Origin of the sequence: Endobacterium cereale (assembly GCF_009617585.1) — a bacterium.
GTDB lineage: Bacteria > Pseudomonadota > Alphaproteobacteria > Rhizobiales > Rhizobiaceae > Neorhizobium > Neorhizobium cereale.
Window position 1 is genome coordinate 175,527 of the sequence record NZ_WIXI01000038.1, and the last position, 18,290, is coordinate 193,816.

14 protein-coding genes are annotated in these 18,290 nt (G+C 57.2%); 8 read left to right on the forward strand and 6 right to left on the reverse strand.

Annotated features, from left to right (window positions below; genetic code table 11):
• Nucleotides 1–143: 143 nt before the first annotated feature.
• The 8 genes from GAO09_RS08155 to GAO09_RS08190 all read left to right on the forward strand — a co-directional run bounded on the left by GAO09_RS08155 (nucleotide 144) and on the right by GAO09_RS08190 (nucleotide 7,922).
• Nucleotides 144–1,424 (forward strand): polyhydroxyalkanoate depolymerase, encoded by a 1,281-nt coding sequence (locus tag GAO09_RS08155; RefSeq protein WP_153353528.1) that lies wholly within the window; start codon nucleotides 144–146, stop codon nucleotides 1,422–1,424.
• Between the two features lie 126 nt (nucleotides 1,425–1,550).
• Entirely contained in the window at nucleotides 1,551–1,970 is a 420-nt protein-coding gene (locus GAO09_RS08160; RefSeq protein ID WP_153353529.1) for a DUF2852 domain-containing protein, read from the forward strand.
• An 81-nt stretch (nucleotides 1,971–2,051) separates the two neighbouring features.
• Entirely contained in the window at nucleotides 2,052–2,813 is a 762-nt protein-coding gene (locus GAO09_RS08165) for a M48 family metallopeptidase (RefSeq protein WP_153353530.1), read from the forward strand.
• Between the two features lie 65 nt (nucleotides 2,814–2,878).
• Nucleotides 2,879–3,550 (forward strand): phosphoribosylanthranilate isomerase, encoded by a 672-nt coding sequence (locus GAO09_RS08170; protein ID WP_153353531.1) that lies wholly within the window; start codon nucleotides 2,879–2,881, stop codon nucleotides 3,548–3,550.
• 3 nt (nucleotides 3,551–3,553) lie between these two features.
• Nucleotides 3,554–4,774 carry a tryptophan synthase subunit beta gene (trpB, locus tag GAO09_RS08175; RefSeq protein WP_324184990.1) on the forward strand — a complete coding sequence of 407 codons (1,221 nt, stop codon included), beginning with the start codon at nucleotides 3,554–3,556 and terminating at the stop codon, nucleotides 4,772–4,774.
• Between the two features lies 1 nt (nucleotide 4,775).
• Nucleotides 4,776–5,615: a tryptophan synthase subunit alpha gene (trpA, locus tag GAO09_RS08180; protein ID WP_153353532.1), complete on the forward strand. Its 840-nt coding sequence runs from the start codon at nucleotides 4,776–4,778 to the stop codon at nucleotides 5,613–5,615.
• A 42-nt stretch (nucleotides 5,616–5,657) separates the two neighbouring features.
• On the forward strand, nucleotides 5,658–6,542 hold the full coding sequence (gene accD, locus GAO09_RS08185; protein WP_324184991.1) for an acetyl-CoA carboxylase, carboxyltransferase subunit beta: 885 nt from the start codon (nucleotides 5,658–5,660) through the stop codon (nucleotides 6,540–6,542).
• A gap of 27 nt (nucleotides 6,543–6,569) precedes the next feature.
• Complete coding sequence (locus tag GAO09_RS08190; RefSeq protein ID WP_235937978.1) at nucleotides 6,570–7,922, forward strand: bifunctional folylpolyglutamate synthase/dihydrofolate synthase; 1,353 nt, start codon at nucleotides 6,570–6,572, stop codon at nucleotides 7,920–7,922.
• 51 nt (nucleotides 7,923–7,973) lie between these two features.
• Here the strand turns inward: GAO09_RS08190 and trxA are convergent, their stop codons facing one another.
• From trxA to GAO09_RS08220, 6 genes are all read right to left on the reverse strand, one after another.
• Nucleotides 7,974–8,294, reverse strand: coding sequence for a thioredoxin (gene trxA / locus GAO09_RS08195; RefSeq protein ID WP_153353533.1), 321 nt, complete (start codon nucleotides 8,292–8,294; stop codon nucleotides 7,974–7,976).
• Nucleotides 8,295–8,365: 71 nt separating this feature from the next.
• Nucleotides 8,366–11,911, reverse strand: coding sequence for a double-strand break repair helicase AddA (gene addA, locus GAO09_RS08200; protein WP_153353534.1), 3,546 nt, complete (start codon nucleotides 11,909–11,911; stop codon nucleotides 8,366–8,368).
• Nucleotides 11,904–15,104 (reverse strand): double-strand break repair protein AddB, encoded by a 3,201-nt coding sequence (addB, locus tag GAO09_RS08205; protein ID WP_153353535.1) that lies wholly within the window; start codon nucleotides 15,102–15,104, stop codon nucleotides 11,904–11,906. The genes addA and addB overlap by 8 nt, the downstream gene beginning before the upstream one ends.
• Nucleotides 15,101–15,832, reverse strand: coding sequence for a nucleotidyltransferase family protein (locus tag GAO09_RS08210; RefSeq protein WP_153353536.1), 732 nt, complete (start codon nucleotides 15,830–15,832; stop codon nucleotides 15,101–15,103). The genes addB and GAO09_RS08210 overlap by 4 nt, the downstream gene beginning before the upstream one ends.
• 25 nt (nucleotides 15,833–15,857) lie before the next feature.
• Nucleotides 15,858–17,372, reverse strand: a complete 1,515-nt coding sequence (tsaE, locus tag GAO09_RS08215) for a tRNA (adenosine(37)-N6)-threonylcarbamoyltransferase complex ATPase subunit type 1 TsaE (protein ID WP_153353537.1) — start codon at nucleotides 17,370–17,372, stop codon at nucleotides 15,858–15,860.
• On the reverse strand, nucleotides 17,369–18,290 hold a 922-nt coding region (locus GAO09_RS08220; RefSeq protein ID WP_209018645.1), incomplete at its 5' end, for a sensor histidine kinase. The genes GAO09_RS08220 and tsaE, both read right to left, overlap by 4 nt.

Here is an 18,290-nt window from a genome sequence, read left to right on the forward strand (position 1 = left end):
CGCCCCGCCACCGAATAAGTCGAAAACCCGTACGGTTGCCATTGATAGGCATGATCCGCAAAAGCTGATAAAGCTGGAATATGCATCGTCCGGTTTGCAGCAAGACCGAGCGACGCTCTGCGACAGTCAGAGGCGGCGTCAGAATGTTTTACCAGCTCTATGAATTGAACCATGCCGCGCTTGCGCCACTGCGTGCAACGACCGAGGCAATGCGGGTCCTCTACAGCGATCCGGCCAATCCTGTTTCACAGACGGCCATGGGACGAACCCTGGCCGCGGGCCTCGAAGTGTTCGAGCGAATGACGCGTCGTTACGCCAAGCCGGTATTTGATCTCCCGCAAACGGTGGTAGATGGTGACGAGGTTGATGTTCGCGAAGAAATCATATGGTCCAAGCCATTCTGCAACCTTCTACATTTTCGTCGAGACCTGAAGCCAGATAGGGCGGAGGATCCCAAAATCCTTCTAGTCGCGCCGATGTCCGGCCATTACGCCACTTTGTTGCGTGGAACGGTCGAGGCGCTTTTGCCGAGCGCGGAGGTCTACATCACCGACTGGATCGATGCGAGAATGGTACCTGTGACGGAAGGTACCTTCGATCTGGATGATTATATCGACTATGTCATCGAGATGCTGCAGGTCGTCGGCCCCAAAACCAACGTCGTTGCCGTTTGTCAGCCTTCTGTTCCGGTGCTGTCGGCTGTTGCGCTTATGGAAGCAGAAGGGGATGCCTTGGCACCTGCTTCGATGACGTTGATGGGAGGGCCGATCGACACCCGTATCAATCCCACGGCCGTTAACGCCATGGCGCAGGACCGGCCGCTCAGCTGGTTCAAGGACAATGTCGTCATGAGCGTGCCGTGGCCGCAGCCCGGATGCATGCGTCCGGTCTATCCGGGATTTTTGCAACTGTCTGGCTTCATGTCGATGAACCTCGATCGCCACGTCTCGGCGCACAAGGAATTTTTCGAGCATCTTGTTCAGAATGACGGCGAATCCGCGGAGAGACATCGCGAGTTCTATGATGAATATCTGGCCGTGATGGACCTGACTGCCGAATTTTATTTGCAGACTGTCGATACCGTTTTCATTCGTCATGCCCTGCCCAAGGGTGAGATGATGCATCGCGACAGGCCGGTCGACACGACCGCAATCCGCAATGTTGCACTTCTGACGGTAGAGGGAGAAAACGACGACATTTCCGGGCTGGGACAGACCGAGGCCAGCCACACGATTTGTCCGAACATACCGGACGCAAAGCGGATGCATTATGTGCAGCCTGATGTCGGTCATTACGGCGTTTTTAATGGCTCCCGTTTCCGCAAGGAGATCGCACCGCGTATCATTGCCTTCGCGCGAGCGCATTCCCTGACAGGTGAAGGACAAGGGACCAGAAAGCCTATCGGCCGTCGCAAATCCTCCTGAATTGTCATGGCCTTTTCAAGCGTTTCCACAATAGGCGTGTCCTTTGTCTTGAATGGAACCCCGGCATTTCCCAAATCGAATCCGGGCCGACATCCGGTCGGCCGTATTTGAGAGGAATACCGAAACATGACGCAGTCAGCACTGATCCGCCCGGACTGGACGCCGGCAACCATCGCGTTGATGGTTCTCGGTTTCATCGTCTTCTGGCCATTGGGCCTCGCCATGCTCGCCTATATCCTGTTCGGCGACAAGCTCGGCCAGTTCAAACGTTCCGCCAATGAAAAGGCGGATGGCATGTGTGCCGGTTTCCGCCGCGCACGCGGCCGTTATTACAAGCACTTCTCTACCGGCAATGTAGCCTTTGACGACTGGCGCCGTGCCGAGCTCGAAAGGATCGAGGAACAGCGCCGCAAGCTCGACGAGATGCGTGCCGAATTCGATGACTACATGCATGAGCTTCGCCGAGCCAAGGACCAGGAGGAATTCGACCGTTTCATGCGCGAACGTGGTCCCGGAAATTCTGGTGGTTTTCCGGCTACCAGCTAACCGAATGACAATCGGCCGGCGCTTTAAAAGCGCCGGTTTTTTCTTGGAGCGGCGACGTCTCGAATCTGCTAAAGGACCCGAATGTTTCCCGCCCTCAAGAAACTGATGCCCAAATCTTTGGAAGCGCCGCGCTCGATGGAACGATGTGTTCATGTCGGCGATCGCATCCTGCCGCTGACGATCCGCGAAAATGCACGGGCGACCCGCATCACTTTGCGTATCGAACCGGGTGGCCGTGCCCTGAAGCTGACGGTTCCGATGGGGCTAAAGCGAGGGGAGGCCGATGCTTTTCTCGATCGCCACCAAGGCTGGCTTCTGACAAAACTCGCAAAATTTCCGATTGCCGGTGATCTCCGACCCGGGGTTATGATCTCGCTACGCGGCATTCCGCATCGGATCGCCCATACCGGCACCTTGCGCGGCGTCACCGAAGCGCTGATTGTCGATGGTCAGCCAGTTCTGCGGGTCGGGGGACTGGAGGATCACCTCGGTCGCCGCATCGCTGCCTTTCTCAAGAAGGAAGCCCGGCGTGACCTCGAACCCCTTGTCGCCCGTCATGCGGCCGGCATCGGCAAGCCGGTTCACTCGATCACCATGAAGGATACGCGTAGCCGCTGGGGCTCGTGTTCGTGGGACGGTAACCTGAGTTTTTCCTGGCGCATCGTCATGGCACCGCCCAGCGTTATCGATTATCTCGCAGCGCATGAAGTGGCGCATCTGAGGGAAATGAACCATGGACCCAAATTCTGGGCTTTGTGTCGCGAGCTTTGCCCCGACACCGAAGCGGCCCAGAAATGGCTCAAGCTTCATGGTTCGCAGCTGCACGCCATTGATTTCACCTGAGGTCATCATGGGTGGAAAAGTCGATTTGGCTCGACTCAAACGGCTTTTCGTGGCAATCCGCGCCAATGGTTCCCGATATCAAGATTTGTGGACTGAAGACACCGGAAGCGGTTGATCGTGCGATTGAGCGCGGTGCGACCCATATCGGCTTCATCTTTTTCGAAAAAAGCCCGAGGCATATCGAGCCGTTGGAAGCTGGCGCTCTTGCGGACAGCGTCCGTGGCAAGGTGAAGATCGTTGCCGTCACCGTCGATGCTGACAATGAGATGCTTGAAGAAATCATCTCATTCGTCAAGCCGGACATTCTCCAGCTTCATGGTCATGAGAGCCCCGAGCGGGTTCTGAACATCAAGGCCGTCTTCGGTCTGCCGGTCATGAAGGCATTTTCCATCCGCACGGCAGACGATCTGAGAAAGCTTGAGGCTTATGACGGTCTCGCTGATCGTTTCCTGCTGGATGCCAAAGCGCCGACCGGATCCGAACTGCCGGGGGGAAACGGCGTCTCCTTCGACTGGAAACTGCTGACTGCGCTTGACGATGGCGTGGATTACATGCTTTCCGGTGGATTGAACAAGGATAATGTCGCCCAAGCGCTGTCGGGTACGACTGCCAGCGGTATCGATATTTCCTCCGGAGTGGAAAGCGCGCCGGGGGTCAAGGACCTTCAGATGATGGATGCGTTTTTCGATGCGATCGCCCAAGCTCGGTCGGTCGAAGAAACGGATCGTAAGGAGTAGATTGTGAACCAGGCGGCGACACCAAACTCATTCCGGTCCGGTCCGGACGAAGACGGGCGTTTTGGCATCTATGGCGGACGTTTTGTCGCCGAAACTCTGATGCCTCTCATTCTCGATCTGCAGAGTGAATGGGAAAAGGCAAAGACCGATCCGGAATTCCAGGCAGAACTCGCATCGCTCGGCGCTCACTACATCGGTCGTCCGAGCCCGCTCTATTTCGCCGAACGCCTGACGGAAGAGCTGGGCGGCGCAAAAATCTATTTCAAGCGCGAAGAACTGAACCACACCGGCTCGCACAAGATCAACAACTGCATCGGCCAGATCCTTTTGGCCAAGCGCATGGGTAAGACCCGCATCATCGCCGAAACCGGCGCCGGTCAGCATGGTGTGGCATCCGCCACCGTTGCCGCCCGCTTCGGTTTCCCCTGCGTTGTCTATATGGGCGCAACCGATGTCGAACGTCAGGCCCCGAACGTTTTCCGCATGCGCCTTCTCGGTGCCGAGGTCATTCCGGTCACGGCTGGAAACGGCACGCTCAAGGATGCGATGAACGAAGCCCTGCGTGACTGGGTCACCAATGTCGATGACACCTATTACCTGATCGGCACCGCTGCCGGGCCGCATCCCTATCCGGAAATGGTTCGTGATTTTCAGGCTGTCATCGGCACCGAAGCGCGCCAGCAGATTCTGGAGGCCGAAGGTCGCCTACCGGATGTCGTCATCGCTGCCGTTGGCGGCGGATCGAACGCAATCGGCATCTTCCACCCCTTCCTCGATGATCCGAGCGTCAAGATTGTTGGCGTCGAAGCCGGCGGCAAGGGTCTCGATGGCGAAGAGCACTGCGCCTCGATCACGGCCGGCTCGCCGGGCGTTCTGCATGGCAACCGCACTTACCTGCTGCAGGATGGCGACGGCCAGATTAAGGAAGGTCATTCGGTCTCGGCTGGTCTCGATTATCCGGGTATCGGCCCGGAACACAGCTGGTTGGCGGACACTGGCCGCGCCGAATATGTGCCTATCATGGACCACGAAGCGCTCGAAGCTTTTCAGACGCTGACCCGTCTCGAAGGTATCATTCCGGCGCTCGAACCCAGCCACGCGCTGGCCGAGGTCATCAAGCGCGCGCCAAAAATGGGCAAGGATGAAATCATTCTGATGAACCTGTCCGGCCGTGGCGACAAGGACATCTTCACCGTCGCCAAGATCCTCGGAATGGAGGTCTGACATGACCGCTCGTATGGACACTCGTTTCGCGACTCTGAAGGCTGAAGGCCGCCCGGCGCTGATCACCTATTTCATGGGTGGCGATCCGGATTTCGAAACCTCGCTCGCCATCATGAAGGCGCTTCCGGGCGCCGGCGCCGATGTCATCGAACTCGGCATGCCGTTTTCCGATCCGATGGCCGATGGCCCAGCGATCCAGCTTGCCGGTCAGCGCGCTCTGAAAGCGGGCCAGACTCTCGCGAAAACTCTCGAGTTGGCAAAGCTGTTCCGCGAGACGGACAAGGATACGCCGATCGTCCTGATGGGATACTACAATCCCATCTATATCTACGGCGTTGAAAAGTTTCTGGACGATGCGCTTGCCTGCGGCATCGACGGTCTGATCGTTGTCGATCTTCCGGCCGAGATGGATGACGAACTCTGCATCCCGGCACTGGAAAAGGGTATCAATTTCATCCGCCTCGCAACGCCGACAACGGATGACAAGCGGCTGCCGAAAGTTTTGAAAAACTCGTCCGGCTTTGTGTATTACATATCGATGAACGGTATCACCGGTTCGGCCCTGCCGGACCCGTCTCTGGTCTCGGGTGCGGTTAATCGTATCAAGGGCCACACCGATCTGCCGGTTTGCGTCGGTTTTGGCGTCAAGACGGCGGATCATGCAAAGGCGATTGGTGCGGCGGCTGATGGCGTTGTTGTCGGCACCGCGATCGTTGCGCAGGTAGCCGGCAGCCTTTCCAAGGATGGTGCTGCCACGGCCGATACCGTTTCCGCAGTTGCAACCTTTGTACGCGGCCTTGCCACCGGCGTTCACGCCGCGCGCCTTGTCGCCGCCGAATAATAATCCCACATTGTACGTGGTTTCCAATCGGGAGAATGCCCAGTGAACTGGATCACCAACTATGTCCGGCCGCGGATCAATTCCATGCTCGGTCGACGCGAAGTTCCGGAAAACCTCTGGATCAAGTGCCCCGAGACCGGTGAAATGGTCTTCCACAAGGATCTAGAGGACAACAAGTGGGTCATTCCGGCTTCCGGCTTCCATATGAAGATGCCGGGCAAGGCGCGTCTTGCGGACCTTTTTGATGGCGGCGTTTTCGAATCCCTGCCGCAGCCGAAGGTCGCTCAGGATCCACTGAAGTTCCGCGATTCCAAGAAGTATGCCGACCGCCTGAGAGACAGCCGTCTGAAGACCGAGCAGGAAGATACGATCCTGTCCGGTCTTGGCTTGGTACAGGGCGTCAAGCTCGTTGCCGTCGTGCATGAATTCAACTTCATCGGTGGTTCGCTCGGCATGGCTGCTGGCGAAGCGATCGTGAAGGCCTGCGAACGGGCTCTGGCCGAACGCTGCCCGCTCGTCATATTTCCGGCTTCGGGCGGTGCTCGCATGCAGGAAGGCATCCTGTCGCTGATGCAGTTGCCGCGCACAACCGTTGCCGTCGACATGCTTAAGGAAGCCGGCCTTCCTTACATCGTCGTGCTTACAAACCCGACAACCGGTGGCGTTACTGCCTCCTATGCGATGCTGGGTGATGTCCATATCGCCGAGCCAGGTGCCGAAATCGGTTTTGCAGGCAAACGCGTGATCGAACAGACCTTGCGCGAAAAACTGCCGGAGGGCTTTCAGACAGCTGAATATCTTCTGGAGCACGGCATGGTGGACATGGTCGTCAAGCGCCATGATATCCCGGCAACGCTTGCGCAGGTCCTTCGCATTCTGATGAAGCACCCGGTGACGGAAGCAGCGCCTCTCGCCAAGACGGCGTGAGGCAGAAATTCTGATGAGGCGGGTGGAATGACGGCGATGACGGAACCGGCGCCGAGCGAGGCAGCCAAGGAAATCGAGCGGCTGATGACGCTTCATCCCAAGGGCTTCGATATGTCCTTGGACCGCGTTTTGCGGGTGCTCGACGTGCTTGGCAATCCGCATCTGAAATTGCCGAAGGTCATTCATGTCGCCGGCACCAATGGTAAGGGTTCGGTCACAGCCTTCTGCCGCGCATTGCTGGAAGCCGGAGGTCATGCCGTCCACGTCCACACCTCGCCGCATCTCGTCAATTGGCACGAACGTTATCGTATCGGTGTCAAAGGCGGCCAGGGCGAGTTTGTTGATGATGCGGTCTTCGCGGACGCGCTGAGGCGGGTTGGTGAAGCCAATGGCGGCCAGCATATCACCGTTTTCGAAATTCTGACGGCTGTCGGTTTTCTGATATTTTCGGAAATTCCTGCTGATGCGGTCATTCTCGAAGTCGGCATGGGTGGCCGTTTCGATTCCACCAACGTTGTGCCGAAACCGGCGGTCTCGATCATCATGCCGATCTCCCTCGACCATCAGGCCTATCTTGGCGATCGCGTTGAACTGATTGCCGCCGAAAAGGCGGGAATCATGAAAAAAGGATGCCCGGTGGTCATCGGTCAGCAGGAATATGATGCAGCACTTGATGTTCTGATTTCGACGGCGGATCGTCTCTCATGTCCACTGACCGTTTATGGGCAGGATTATTCGGCGCATGAAGAATTCGGCCGGCTGATCTATCAGGATGAATTCGGCCTTGCCGACCTGCCCTTGCCGCGCCTTCTTGGCCGCCATCAATTTGCTAATGCAGCCGCCGCAATCCGCGCCGTCAAGGAAGCAGGTTTCGCGGTGACGGAAGCCATGATGGAAGAGGCCATGAATACCGTCGAGTGGTCTGGCCGTCTGCAGCGCCTTACCGAAGGCGAGCTCTTGCAATATGCTCCGGACGGAGCGGAAATATGGGTGGACGGTGGCCATAATCCGGGTGCCGGAGAAGTTATCGCGGAGGCCATGGCAAGCTTCGAAGAGCGTCAGGCAAGACCACTTTATCTGATCACAGGCATGATCAACACCAAGGAACCGGTCGGTTACTTCCGCGCTTTCGCAGACATCGCCGAATATGTTTTTACGGTGCCTATCCGAGGTTCGGAATCAATGATTGATCCGGTCATTCTTGCGCATTCAGCGTTTGATGCGGGTCTGGTGGCTGAGCCGTCGCTGAGTGTTGTTGAAGCGCTCAAAGAAATTTCCGAGCGGCATATGCCGGAAGAAGTGGCACCACGTATTCTGATTGGCGGATCGCTGTATCTGGCGGGCACTGTCCTTGAGGATAACAGAACACCACCGAAATAAAAAAGCCCGGTTGCGAAACCGGGCTTTTTCGTTCACTAGGCCTAATCTGGATCAGGCAGCGCCGGAAATCCAGCTGGAAAGTGCGGTCTTGGGAGCGGCACCAACCTTGATGTCGGCCACTTCACCACCCTTGAAGATCGCCAGCGTCGGAATAGAACGGACGCCGAACTGGGCCGCCAGTTCCGGGTTTTCATCAATGTTCAGCTTGGTGATCTTCACCTTGCCGGCAAGTTCTGTCGAAATTTCTTCGAGGCTCGGACCAATCATCTTGCACGGGCCGCACCATTCCGCCCAGAAGTCCACGACGACAGGCTGGGTGGAATCCAGAACTTCGGCCTGGAAGTTCGACATGTCTACTTTAACGGTAGCCATAGGGCTCTCCTTTAGAATTCGTGTTGGGCCAAATGTGCGCGCGGACCTGGCGAATTTCAATGGTTCCGACATCACTTTGTTCTGAGTTCCAGAAGCGAGCGGGAAAGCAAATCGTCCGACAGCCGAATGGCATGACCTGATTCGGTATAGACCAGCACGCAGTCGATTGCACGGCCCGGGTAAAGCGGTCTGAGGATCTCTCGATAGATTGCCAGCTGCGCCCGATGTGAAAAGGATGTTTGCTCTTCAGACTTCGGCGGACGGCGATCTGTCTTGTAATCCATGATCATCACCCGGGTGTCATTGGCGACCAGTCTGTCTATCCGGCCCGAAACGGCGTAGTCTCGACCATCGAGTTTCAAAGTGCCCATAATCGAAACTTCTGCCTGCGCATGATCAGAAAAGGCTTCGCGAAGATCCGGGGCTGAAAGCACCGCCATGACGGACGTCACCAATTGCCGCCGTTCCTTTTCCGGCCAGAAGGGTACGGCACGAGCCGAGTAACGTTCGGCCGCCGCCTGACGCTCGGTTTCCGGAAAGTCTGGCAACATCTGCAACATGCGGTGTGTCATGCGCCCACGCTGCAGTGAGTGGTCAGGACTGGCAGCCTCGCTAAAAAGTGGCGAGGTGAATAGCGCGTCATTGGCCTCATCATCAATCATTGCGCCAGCACCGGATGGGCTGAGTGGTCGCGGCAGCATTTTTTGTGGAGGTAGTGGTCTGGAAAGAGCATCCGGCAAAAAGGCGCTATCGTCGATCGTTGGCGATAGCTCTTCCTTCGGAACGGGCCTTATCAATTTTCCGGACAGACGCCAGCTCAACCCCGTCCAGTTTCCATCGGGTCCAGCGAATTCCGCAGGCCTGCAATTTTCATTGTTCGCGCTAAGTGCGCGTGCGACCATTGCCTGCCAGCTCTCTGGGTTTTCGCGCTTTCCACGATATCCGCAAATTACTAATCGATCGGCAGCACGCGTCATACCGACATAAAGAAGGCGACGATACTCCTCGTCTGTCGCTATTTTCAGGCGTTCTTCGTCGGCATCGCTAAATCCGTTCGATACTGCTTTGGATGGGAGCCACGCGGGGACATCCATATCACCGACACGCAGCATTCGGAGTTTCGAAATATGGCTGTGAACGAACGCTTTTGAACCGCTATCGACCAGAAAAACGACCGGTGCTTCCAATCCTTTGGAGGCGTGGACTGTCATGATCCTCACCTCGTTGCGGCCACTATCCTGCTCACGCTTGATCACTGGTGATTCCAGCTCAAGAGTGGAGATAAAGGCTTGCAGGCCGGGCAAACCACTCGTTTCGTGATCCATCGCGAAGGTTAGAAACTCATCGAGAATATCACCTGCTTCGCTGCCAAGGCGGGCAAGAAATTGCCTGCGGCCTCCGTCCGCCCCTAACAGATGTGCAAACAGGTCATGAACGTTCAGCGTTCGGGACAAGGCGATATAGCGCTGTAGCCTGTCGACAACGGCCTGCAGCTTGGGATTGTCGGCAGCCAGCGTCCGCAGATACGCCCAGACGCTAGTCTTTTCCGGTCGATGGCCAGCGATCTCGAAGACATCGTCCTCCGATAGATCGAATAACGGGCTTTTGAGGATTGATACCAGCGACAGATCATCTCCGGTCAGCAGCAGAAATCGCCCAAGCGCCAACAGGTCCTGAATGGCTATATGGCTGGTCAAACTCAGACGGTCGGCCCCGGCGACGGGAATATCCCCCTTACGTTTGAGCGCGCGGGTGAGTGCGTTAACGAATCCATCGCGCTTGCGCACCAGAACCAACACGTCTCCGGCACGGATCATCCGCTCGACACCATGGTCGATTACGGTTTCCTTTGCGATCATCGCACCGATGGCATGGGCCATCCGAGATGCAAGAATGGCAGAGGGCGCCTTGTCGGGGGTGGAGTCGAAAGGTGCAGTCCAGTCCTCTTCTGTCTCCAGAACATCGGGAACCACTGTATCCCAAAGATCCACTATACCGGGGTGAGATAGGCGATTTGAACGATGGATGATTGTTTCGCTGCGGGCGCTTAGACCGCGTGCATTGTCTTCCAGCGAAAACACCTGATCGACTGCACTTAGAACCTCTGCGGTGGAGCGGAAGGAAAGGGGGAGGCGAACCGAATGAAAGGAAAGTCCGCTGCCGGTGACCTGCCGTTGCGTGTCGTCTCTTTCTTGGGCAAAGCGTTCAGGTCGAGCGCCCTGAAACGAATAGATCGATTGCTTTTCGTCGCCGACTGCAAAAAGCGTCCGGGTTACATTGCGCGCGCTGCTTCCGCCATAGAAATCCTCTGCCAAAGATTTTATCACGGTCCACTGAACCGGGCTGGTATCTTGGGCTTCATCGACGAGAATATGATCAATGCCCTGATCAAGCTTGTAATGAACCCAAGCCCCTACGCCATCGCGCGTCAAAAGGTTGGCTGTTCGGTTGATCAAGTCTTCAAAGTCGAGAAGGCTGCGCTGGTTTTTCAGGCCTTCATAATCCCGATTCAACCGTTCTGCCAGCAGCAGAGCCGACTCGGTTGCCGCTACCATGCGCAAGGTCCGCATACGGTTACGGCAGGCGGCAACATGATCGCGCGCGGCTGCCACGGCGGCGCCCAGTTCGGGTGCGGCTGTCAGCATCGCCTTGGCAACCAGCGAAGAGTCGGCCTTCGGCTTTCCGTCTTTGGTCAGCAGGATTTTTTCCAGATATTCCGCGCGCTTGAAAACGTCCGTTTCCCGCTGCGCCAACCGCATGCCATAAGCAACGTCGGTGACCTTTACGCCACCGCTGCGATCGGCAAGGTCAAGATAGAGATCGAGTGTTGCGCCTGATAGGCCGGGCAGGGGCCAGTAGGCCGCGGCTCCAGTCTCTTCATTCTCGTCGGCGGACAATCCATAGGCCTTGCGCAGCGTAAAGCCAGTTCCGCCTGTGGTTTCTGCCTTTGTCAGGAATAGACGGAGGGCGGTCCGATTGGCGATAATGTCGGACAGCAGATTTTCCAGGCCACTTTCATCACCAAGATCAAGAACATCAGCAAAAGCAGAGGCTAGACCGCCATCTTCGTTTTTGGCCGTTGCCGTCAGAAGTGATCGGCGCGCTTCATCCAGCAATGCGGCCGCAGCGCGATCATCGAGTACGGAGAAATGCCCTGCAACATTCGCCTCCAGTGGAAACTGATGCAGCAGCGCCTCACAGAAGGCATGGATGGTCTGTATTTTCAGGCCGCCAGGGGTTTCCAGGGCCCGTGCAAACAGACGGCGGGCTTCTGCCAGCATTAACCGATCAGGCCGTTTGCCCTCCATGGCGGTGATCTGATCGCTCAGCGCTTCGTCTGAAAGGATGGTCCAGCCTGCCAGCCGCTGGAACACGCGGTTTGACATTTCTGATGCTGCGGCCTTGGTATAGGTCAGGCACAAAATGGCGGACGGGCGGCAACCAGCCAGAAGAAGCCGGATAACACGCTGCGTCAGTACATGTGTTTTACCGGAACCGGCATTGGCCGAGACCCAGGCAGAGCTCATGGGATCGGACGCGCGTGATTGCTGGACACTCGTCCAGTCCAGCCATTGGATCGGATCATCGTCGACGGGTTGCGACAGGAGATCACTCATCGCTTTCACCCTCTTCGAATTCCGCAGTGGACCACTCGGCGACACGGGCCAAGTGATCGTAATCACCGTCGTAAGCACTTTGCATCATTGGGACGAGGCGTGAAGAAAAACCGGCCTTACCGCTGCGCAAAAGATTTACGAAACCGGCCAACTGGCCACGGCTTTCATTTGCGAGGTCGATGGCCGATTTGGGCTGCGTACGTGCCGTTTCCTTGGCAAATTCGTTGTTTATAGTATCCGTTGCAAAGCGCTCGCCCGGTCGCAGGCGAACATAGGTGAGTTCCTCGGGCGTCAATGCCGGCATGTTCTTAAAGCCGCCCGCCAGCAAGGCCGCTGCTTCCAGGGCGAGCTGAGGATCGAGCAATGAGCGGGCTTGATTGACGGAAGGGCTCAGCCCCGTCTTGTAGTCGATAATATCGGCCCGACCCGAGGCTTTGATATCGATGCGGTCGGCAATCCCTGTCAATCGTATTCCGGCTTCCGGGATGTCGAATCCGGCTGCGAGCTCCGTGAAAGTTTCCTTGATGTCGGCAGCGCGGTCCTTTTCCCATATGAGAAAGGCTTCGGCGACTTTTATAAACCGCGGTCGCCAGATCTGATCGACATGGGAAGGCAGCATTTCCGCATCAAAAAGCGTATTGGTCAGCCGCAGGATCGCTTCGCGAGCTGCTGGTGTGCCGGGCAGATGGCTTTCACGTGTATATTGGTCGATGATGCGGTGATAAAGCGTGCCGCGCTGTGCCGCGCCCGGTTCCTCGTTGAAGGGTTTCAACGGATCAAGTCGCAGCACACGAGCGGCGTAAATGGAATAGGGGTCACGTCTCAGACGGCCAACTTCGCTGAACGAATATTTTGTCGGCTGCATGTCTGCGGGCGGAATGGGAGAGGGCCGTGGGCTGACTTGCCGGGATGGCGCATCATCGATCAGCGCCGCCCAGGTACGGTAGACATCACCACGCGCGCGCAAGGTTCTTGCGAAATCCTGTCCGCCCAAGGCAAGCAGACGCTGCAGCCATCGTGAGGCGACGGTTGGCGCCGTACCTTGACGCATGGATCGTGAATAGATCAGCTTACGGGTACCGCTGGCCATCTCAAAGTCGTGGGCGAGCTGACCGATTCGGCGTTCCGGCGGCTCAAGGCCGAGATCAACTTTCATGGATCGCGACAGGAAAGGGTTATTGACCGATTGACCCGGCCAGGATCCTTCATTCAACCCGCCGAGGACAAGCATATCGACGCTTTGCAGGCGCGCTTCCAGCGTTCCGAAAATGAAGATACGAGGATGGTTCAAGGCTTTGGGCTTTACTGCCTCAGCTGCGGTGAGTGCCGCAACGATGTCGATCCACTGCGGGCCATCCGCCTGCATCTGGCCATCGGTTTCTATGACTTCTGAGAGCATGTTTGCCAGTCGTTCGCCGGCTTCACCGCTCCAGAGAGCAGACAAATCCCCGCGTTCATCGGTGGCAATACCTTCCAGTACGCGGCCGGATCGTGCAGCCCATTCCCCCAGTGGTAACTTGATGGTGCTTCCGCGTCCGCTTGCCAACCGGCCAAGAAGGCAGGATGCAAGCGGTTCCACGGCTGTAGCTATCCGATCTGCCAGTTCCTTTGCCTGGATTGCTGCTGTGTCCGGCAAGGAGAGGCGCCATTGTGGTGTATGGCGATCGGCTTTCTGCTCCTCAAGGCGACGTTCAAGCAAATCACTCAGCTTGTCGATCTCGATTTCGCCGATACCGCCGCGCAGGGCGAGAAGCTCGAGTGCATGTGCGGCCTCTTGGGCATCACCCTTAGGCATGCCGAAACATGCGAGCGGGTGCTTGATCACTCCGATGATCGGCACGGGATCGCCCGGTCTGAGTATAGCCTCCAGCATCAATGTCAGCAGCGTACCCTGCAATGTCGAAGACAACGGAGCACCGGCGGTATCATCGGCAATGATGTCGAAACGGGCCAGCTCAGCCATGACGCGGCGGGCGAGTGCGCGATCGGGAGTAATCAGTGCGGCTTGGGATTGTCCATGTCGGCCGGGTTGCTCCAGCGCCAAGCGCAGCGCGATGGCAATAGTCGTCGCCTCCTCGCGCTCGTTTGCTGCTTCGATCAGTGAAACCTCGGAAAATGCGGTGCCAAGTTCATTCTTGTCTGTATTGGTGCGCCATTCGCTCCAGTCATCGGTGGCTTTGGCTGGCGCCAGCGCTTTCGAAATAGTGGCCGCACGAACGAGCAGGTCAGAAGCAGGAAGATCGAGTGTTTCCACCTCGCTACGATCAATCTGGAGCCTTTTGAGCAGTTTGGACAAACCAAATTGGGGATGGCTGCGCGCGGCTGGCTCGGATCGCTGGTCGATAAAAGCATCGTCATCAAGCAGCAGCCAGTCTTCGTCGGACATTGATCGATCTAGACCAGGAAGGACGATTACACCATTCGGCAAAGAGGCGATTGATGCGATCAGATCGGCAGCCGCAGGAACAGAACCGGTCGATCCGGCAACAATGACAGGACCTTGGTGCTGCCTGGTAACGATCCTCCGAGCCTCACCGCGCAGGATGGCGGACTGGTGTCGAGCAGGAGACGACCGCCGCAGTTCTTCCAGCCGAGCCGGCCAGAAGGCGCTGGCGATTTTCAAGAATTCCGCTGTCAGTTGCCACCAGAGCGGATGTTCGGTCGTATCCAGCTTTTCGAGATCGTTCCAGTCCCGCTCTTCCGTCTCGATCGAATCGACCAGCTCGGCAAGCGCGCGGGCGAGCCAGATAGCATCGGCAGGGCTCGCAGGCGCCACGAGCGGTGAAGTAGAGTGAACGGCGGTGATTGCGAGCGGCAACTGGTTACGCCAGGCAAGGATTAAGCGCGCGAGTTCCAGCAGGCGCGCAACACCGCCGATTGGCAGCGCCAGATCCATCTCTTCCGGTGCCGTCAGATCGAAATAACCGCTGTCGTCATCGGTTTCACCGAGCGGACGAATGATTGGCAGGATTGCGGAGCGACCACCCAGCAGATCGACAAATTCCGAGCGAAGGACACGCGCCGCACGACGGGTTGGCACGAATATGGTGACCTTGGAAAGCGATAGCGGATCTTCCGGATCATGCCGAAAACCTTCGACCAGCGAACCATCGAGAAGTTTTGACGCAATCGTATGGAGGAACGGCACCGCCGGCGGCACCGTAAAAAACCGTTTGTGACGGGTGCCGCTCATGCGCTCACTCCGGCTCGTTGGAGCACAGACTCGGCTTCGACAAGCGCATCCGGTGTGCCAACGGTCAGCCAATGACCTTCCAGGCTGATGCCGTAAAGGCGGCCAGCGGCTATGGCGCGATCAAAATAGACGTTGAGGTTGAAAGCGTCTTGCGGCGCGTCGTTGAAAAGTGACGTGTCGAGAACAATGGCACCCGCATAGACCACAGCCTCGCCAGATCCCTCTGAAAACCGGACAAGCCGACCATCGGCAGCGAGGCCAAAATCCTTCTTGCCATTATGGCCGGTGGTGTTTTCGATCGGCACACAGAGCAGTGCCATATCCATGCGCTTAGGATCGAAGAACTCGGCAAGACGCTGGAGATTGGTCTTTTTGCCAGCTTTTTCGCCGATCCAGAACAGATCTGCATTCATCACGAAAATACGGCCCGGCTCTATCAGCTTCAGACCTTTCACCAGCCCGCCGCCGGAATTCATCAGTGCATCGCGTTCATCGGAAACGGCAATGTTGAGGCCCGGGTAGGCGGCAAGATGTGTTTCCATCTGGTCGGCAAAATGGTGGACGTTAACCACGGCTCTTGTAACGCCGGCATCTGCCAGGCTGTCCAAGGCATAATCGATCATCGCCTTGCCGCCCACCTGCACCAGTGGTTTCGGCATCCGGTCGGTAATAGGTCGCAAACGGGTGCCGAGGCCGGCAGCCAGCACCATCGCATTTCTTATCGTCATGATCGCCGTATCAGTGATTCTGTGGTCAGGTTTCGCTGGGTACTATACCAGCCTGCTGCAGCCATTCGTGCAAGGGGAGAAGCGCTTCGTGTTCGAGTGCAGCAGACAGATAGGTCAGTGTGCGGGGCATATGCTGCATATAACCTGGCTTGCCGTCCCGTTGCATCAGCCTCACCCACAGGCCCGCCAGCTTGCAGTTGCGCTGTGCCGCCATGATGGACCAGGCCTTTAAAAAGGCCTTTTCATCGAAATTCCCCTGTGCATGGCGCAGGCGAAGATAATCCGCCATCAGCGTGTTGGCGAGGTCAGGCTCGATGGTGACACGCGCATCCTGAACCAGCGATGCGACATCATAGGCCGTCGGTCCGATCATGCCGTCCTGAAAGTCGATGATCCCGACCTTGCGGACGCCTTCCGCCTGCTCCTGCCAGATGATGTTGGGCGAATGAAAATCGCGCAGCAGGAGATGGGTCTCGCCGCCAGACAGTTCGGCGATCAGGTCGTCCCAGATCGCCAGATAGTTTTGGCGCTGGTCTTCGCTGGCCTGCGTCCCGTTTTTCCACGGCAGGTGCCAGTCCAGCAGCAGGCGTGCTTCCATTTTCATGGCAACTGGATCAAAATCCGGCACATGGTGGCTGCGCCCGTCGGCAAACGGGATATTCTGTTGCGGGTTCTGAACATGCAGATGGGCGAGCGCAGCAATGCTTTCGCGGTAGCGTTCAGCGATCGGCTGGCCGGTATCGTCAAGCACGCCTTCCGAACCGATATCTTCGAGCAGCAGAAAACCGGCTTCATAGTCGGCAACATGGATTTCCGGTGCCGTCAGCCCGACACCGCGCAAATAACCGGCAATGGCGACAAAAGGCTCGATGCTTTCGGCAATATGCGCGACCTTGGGATAAGGTTTTCCATCCAGAACCGCCGGGCCTTCCGGGCGTTTCGGCCAGTCCATGAGGATGACCGAGGTGTCATCGGCGGCATGGATCTTTTCATAGGCGCGCATGACAGATGCATCGCCCGTCAGAAAACGCCGCCGACTTCCGACATAGCCATTGCCATCAAGAAAATGCCGAATGGCGAGTGTCCGGGCGATCCGCTCGGCGCGCGAGTTGCTGGCCGTTATGGTCGCAAACCGCCCGGTGCCTTTGTGTTCCAATGTCATGGCGATCCGGTCATGCGGCAGCGCTGCCGCCCCGATTTCCGGCCATTCTACGATGCAGATTCCGTCCGACAGAGCCTCATCAAAGCCGAGTTCATCAAGCTCGGAACTGTCGGCCAGACGGTAGAGATCGAAATGCGCCACTGGGACGCGCAATGGATACATCTGGACCAACGTAAATGTCGGGCTTGGGACTTCCAGGTCGTCGTCATCAGCCAATGCGCGCAAGAAGGCGCGGGCGAGCGTCGATTTTCCAGCGCCAAGATCACCCGAAAGCGCAAGGCAATCGCCGGCTTTCAAGGCGAGTGCCAGATCCTCACCAAGACGGGCCGTGTCGGCCTCGTCCTTCAGTTCAATAGTGAAAACTGTTCTGCCGTTCATTCGGCGGCAACGGAGCGGGCATTCAGCGCGCTCGGGATACGGCAGGTTACGGTTGTGCCCTGGCTTGGGCCGCTTTCGATACGCACGTCACCATGGTGCAGCGTCACAAAGCTTTCAACGATGGAAAGGCCGAGACCGGCACCGCTTCTCTTCCCGCCCTTGTTGCTGGAAGAGAAGCGGTCAAACACCGTTTTCAGCATGTCCTCAGGGATGCCAGGTCCTTTGTCGGCCACGGAGAAGAAGAAATCCTCGCTTTGGCGCCAGCAGTTGAGCGTAATTGTCGTACCTTCCGGTGCGAAATTGGTGGCATTGGTGATCAGCTTGATCAGAATCTGCTTGAGACGCTGCTGGTCGGCAACAATCGCGCCTAGGCCCGACGGAGCATTGATCTCCAGCGTGACGTTGTTTTCCTGAAGACGATTGGCGATCTGCAGCGACACGTCATCAAGCAATTCATCGATATCGGTTTCGTTGTAGTTCAACTGCATGATGCCGGCATCGACCGTTGCCAGATCGAGAATGTCATTGACGATCGTCAGCAGGACCGAGGACGATGTCGAAATATGATCGACATACTCGGCCTGACGTTCGTTAAGATCGCCAAGGCCCGGCGTCTTCAGGAGATCGGTGAAACCGATGATGTTGGTCAGCGGAGAACGCAGTTCGTAGGAGACGTGCTGAACGAAATCGTTCTTCAGTTCATCGGCCTTGCGCAGCGCTTCGTTCTTTTCCTTCAGCGCCCGTTCCGCCAGCGCACTGTCGGTGCGGTTGACGAAGGTGAGCATGGTCTGCGCGTTCGGCAGCGGAATGACAGCATAATCGAGCACGAGGCCTGAATGCAGTTCGAACGTGCCTTGCAGTGAGGGACGTTCATCATCGAAATTGGTCAGCATCTGACCAAAATGACGCCAACCGTCC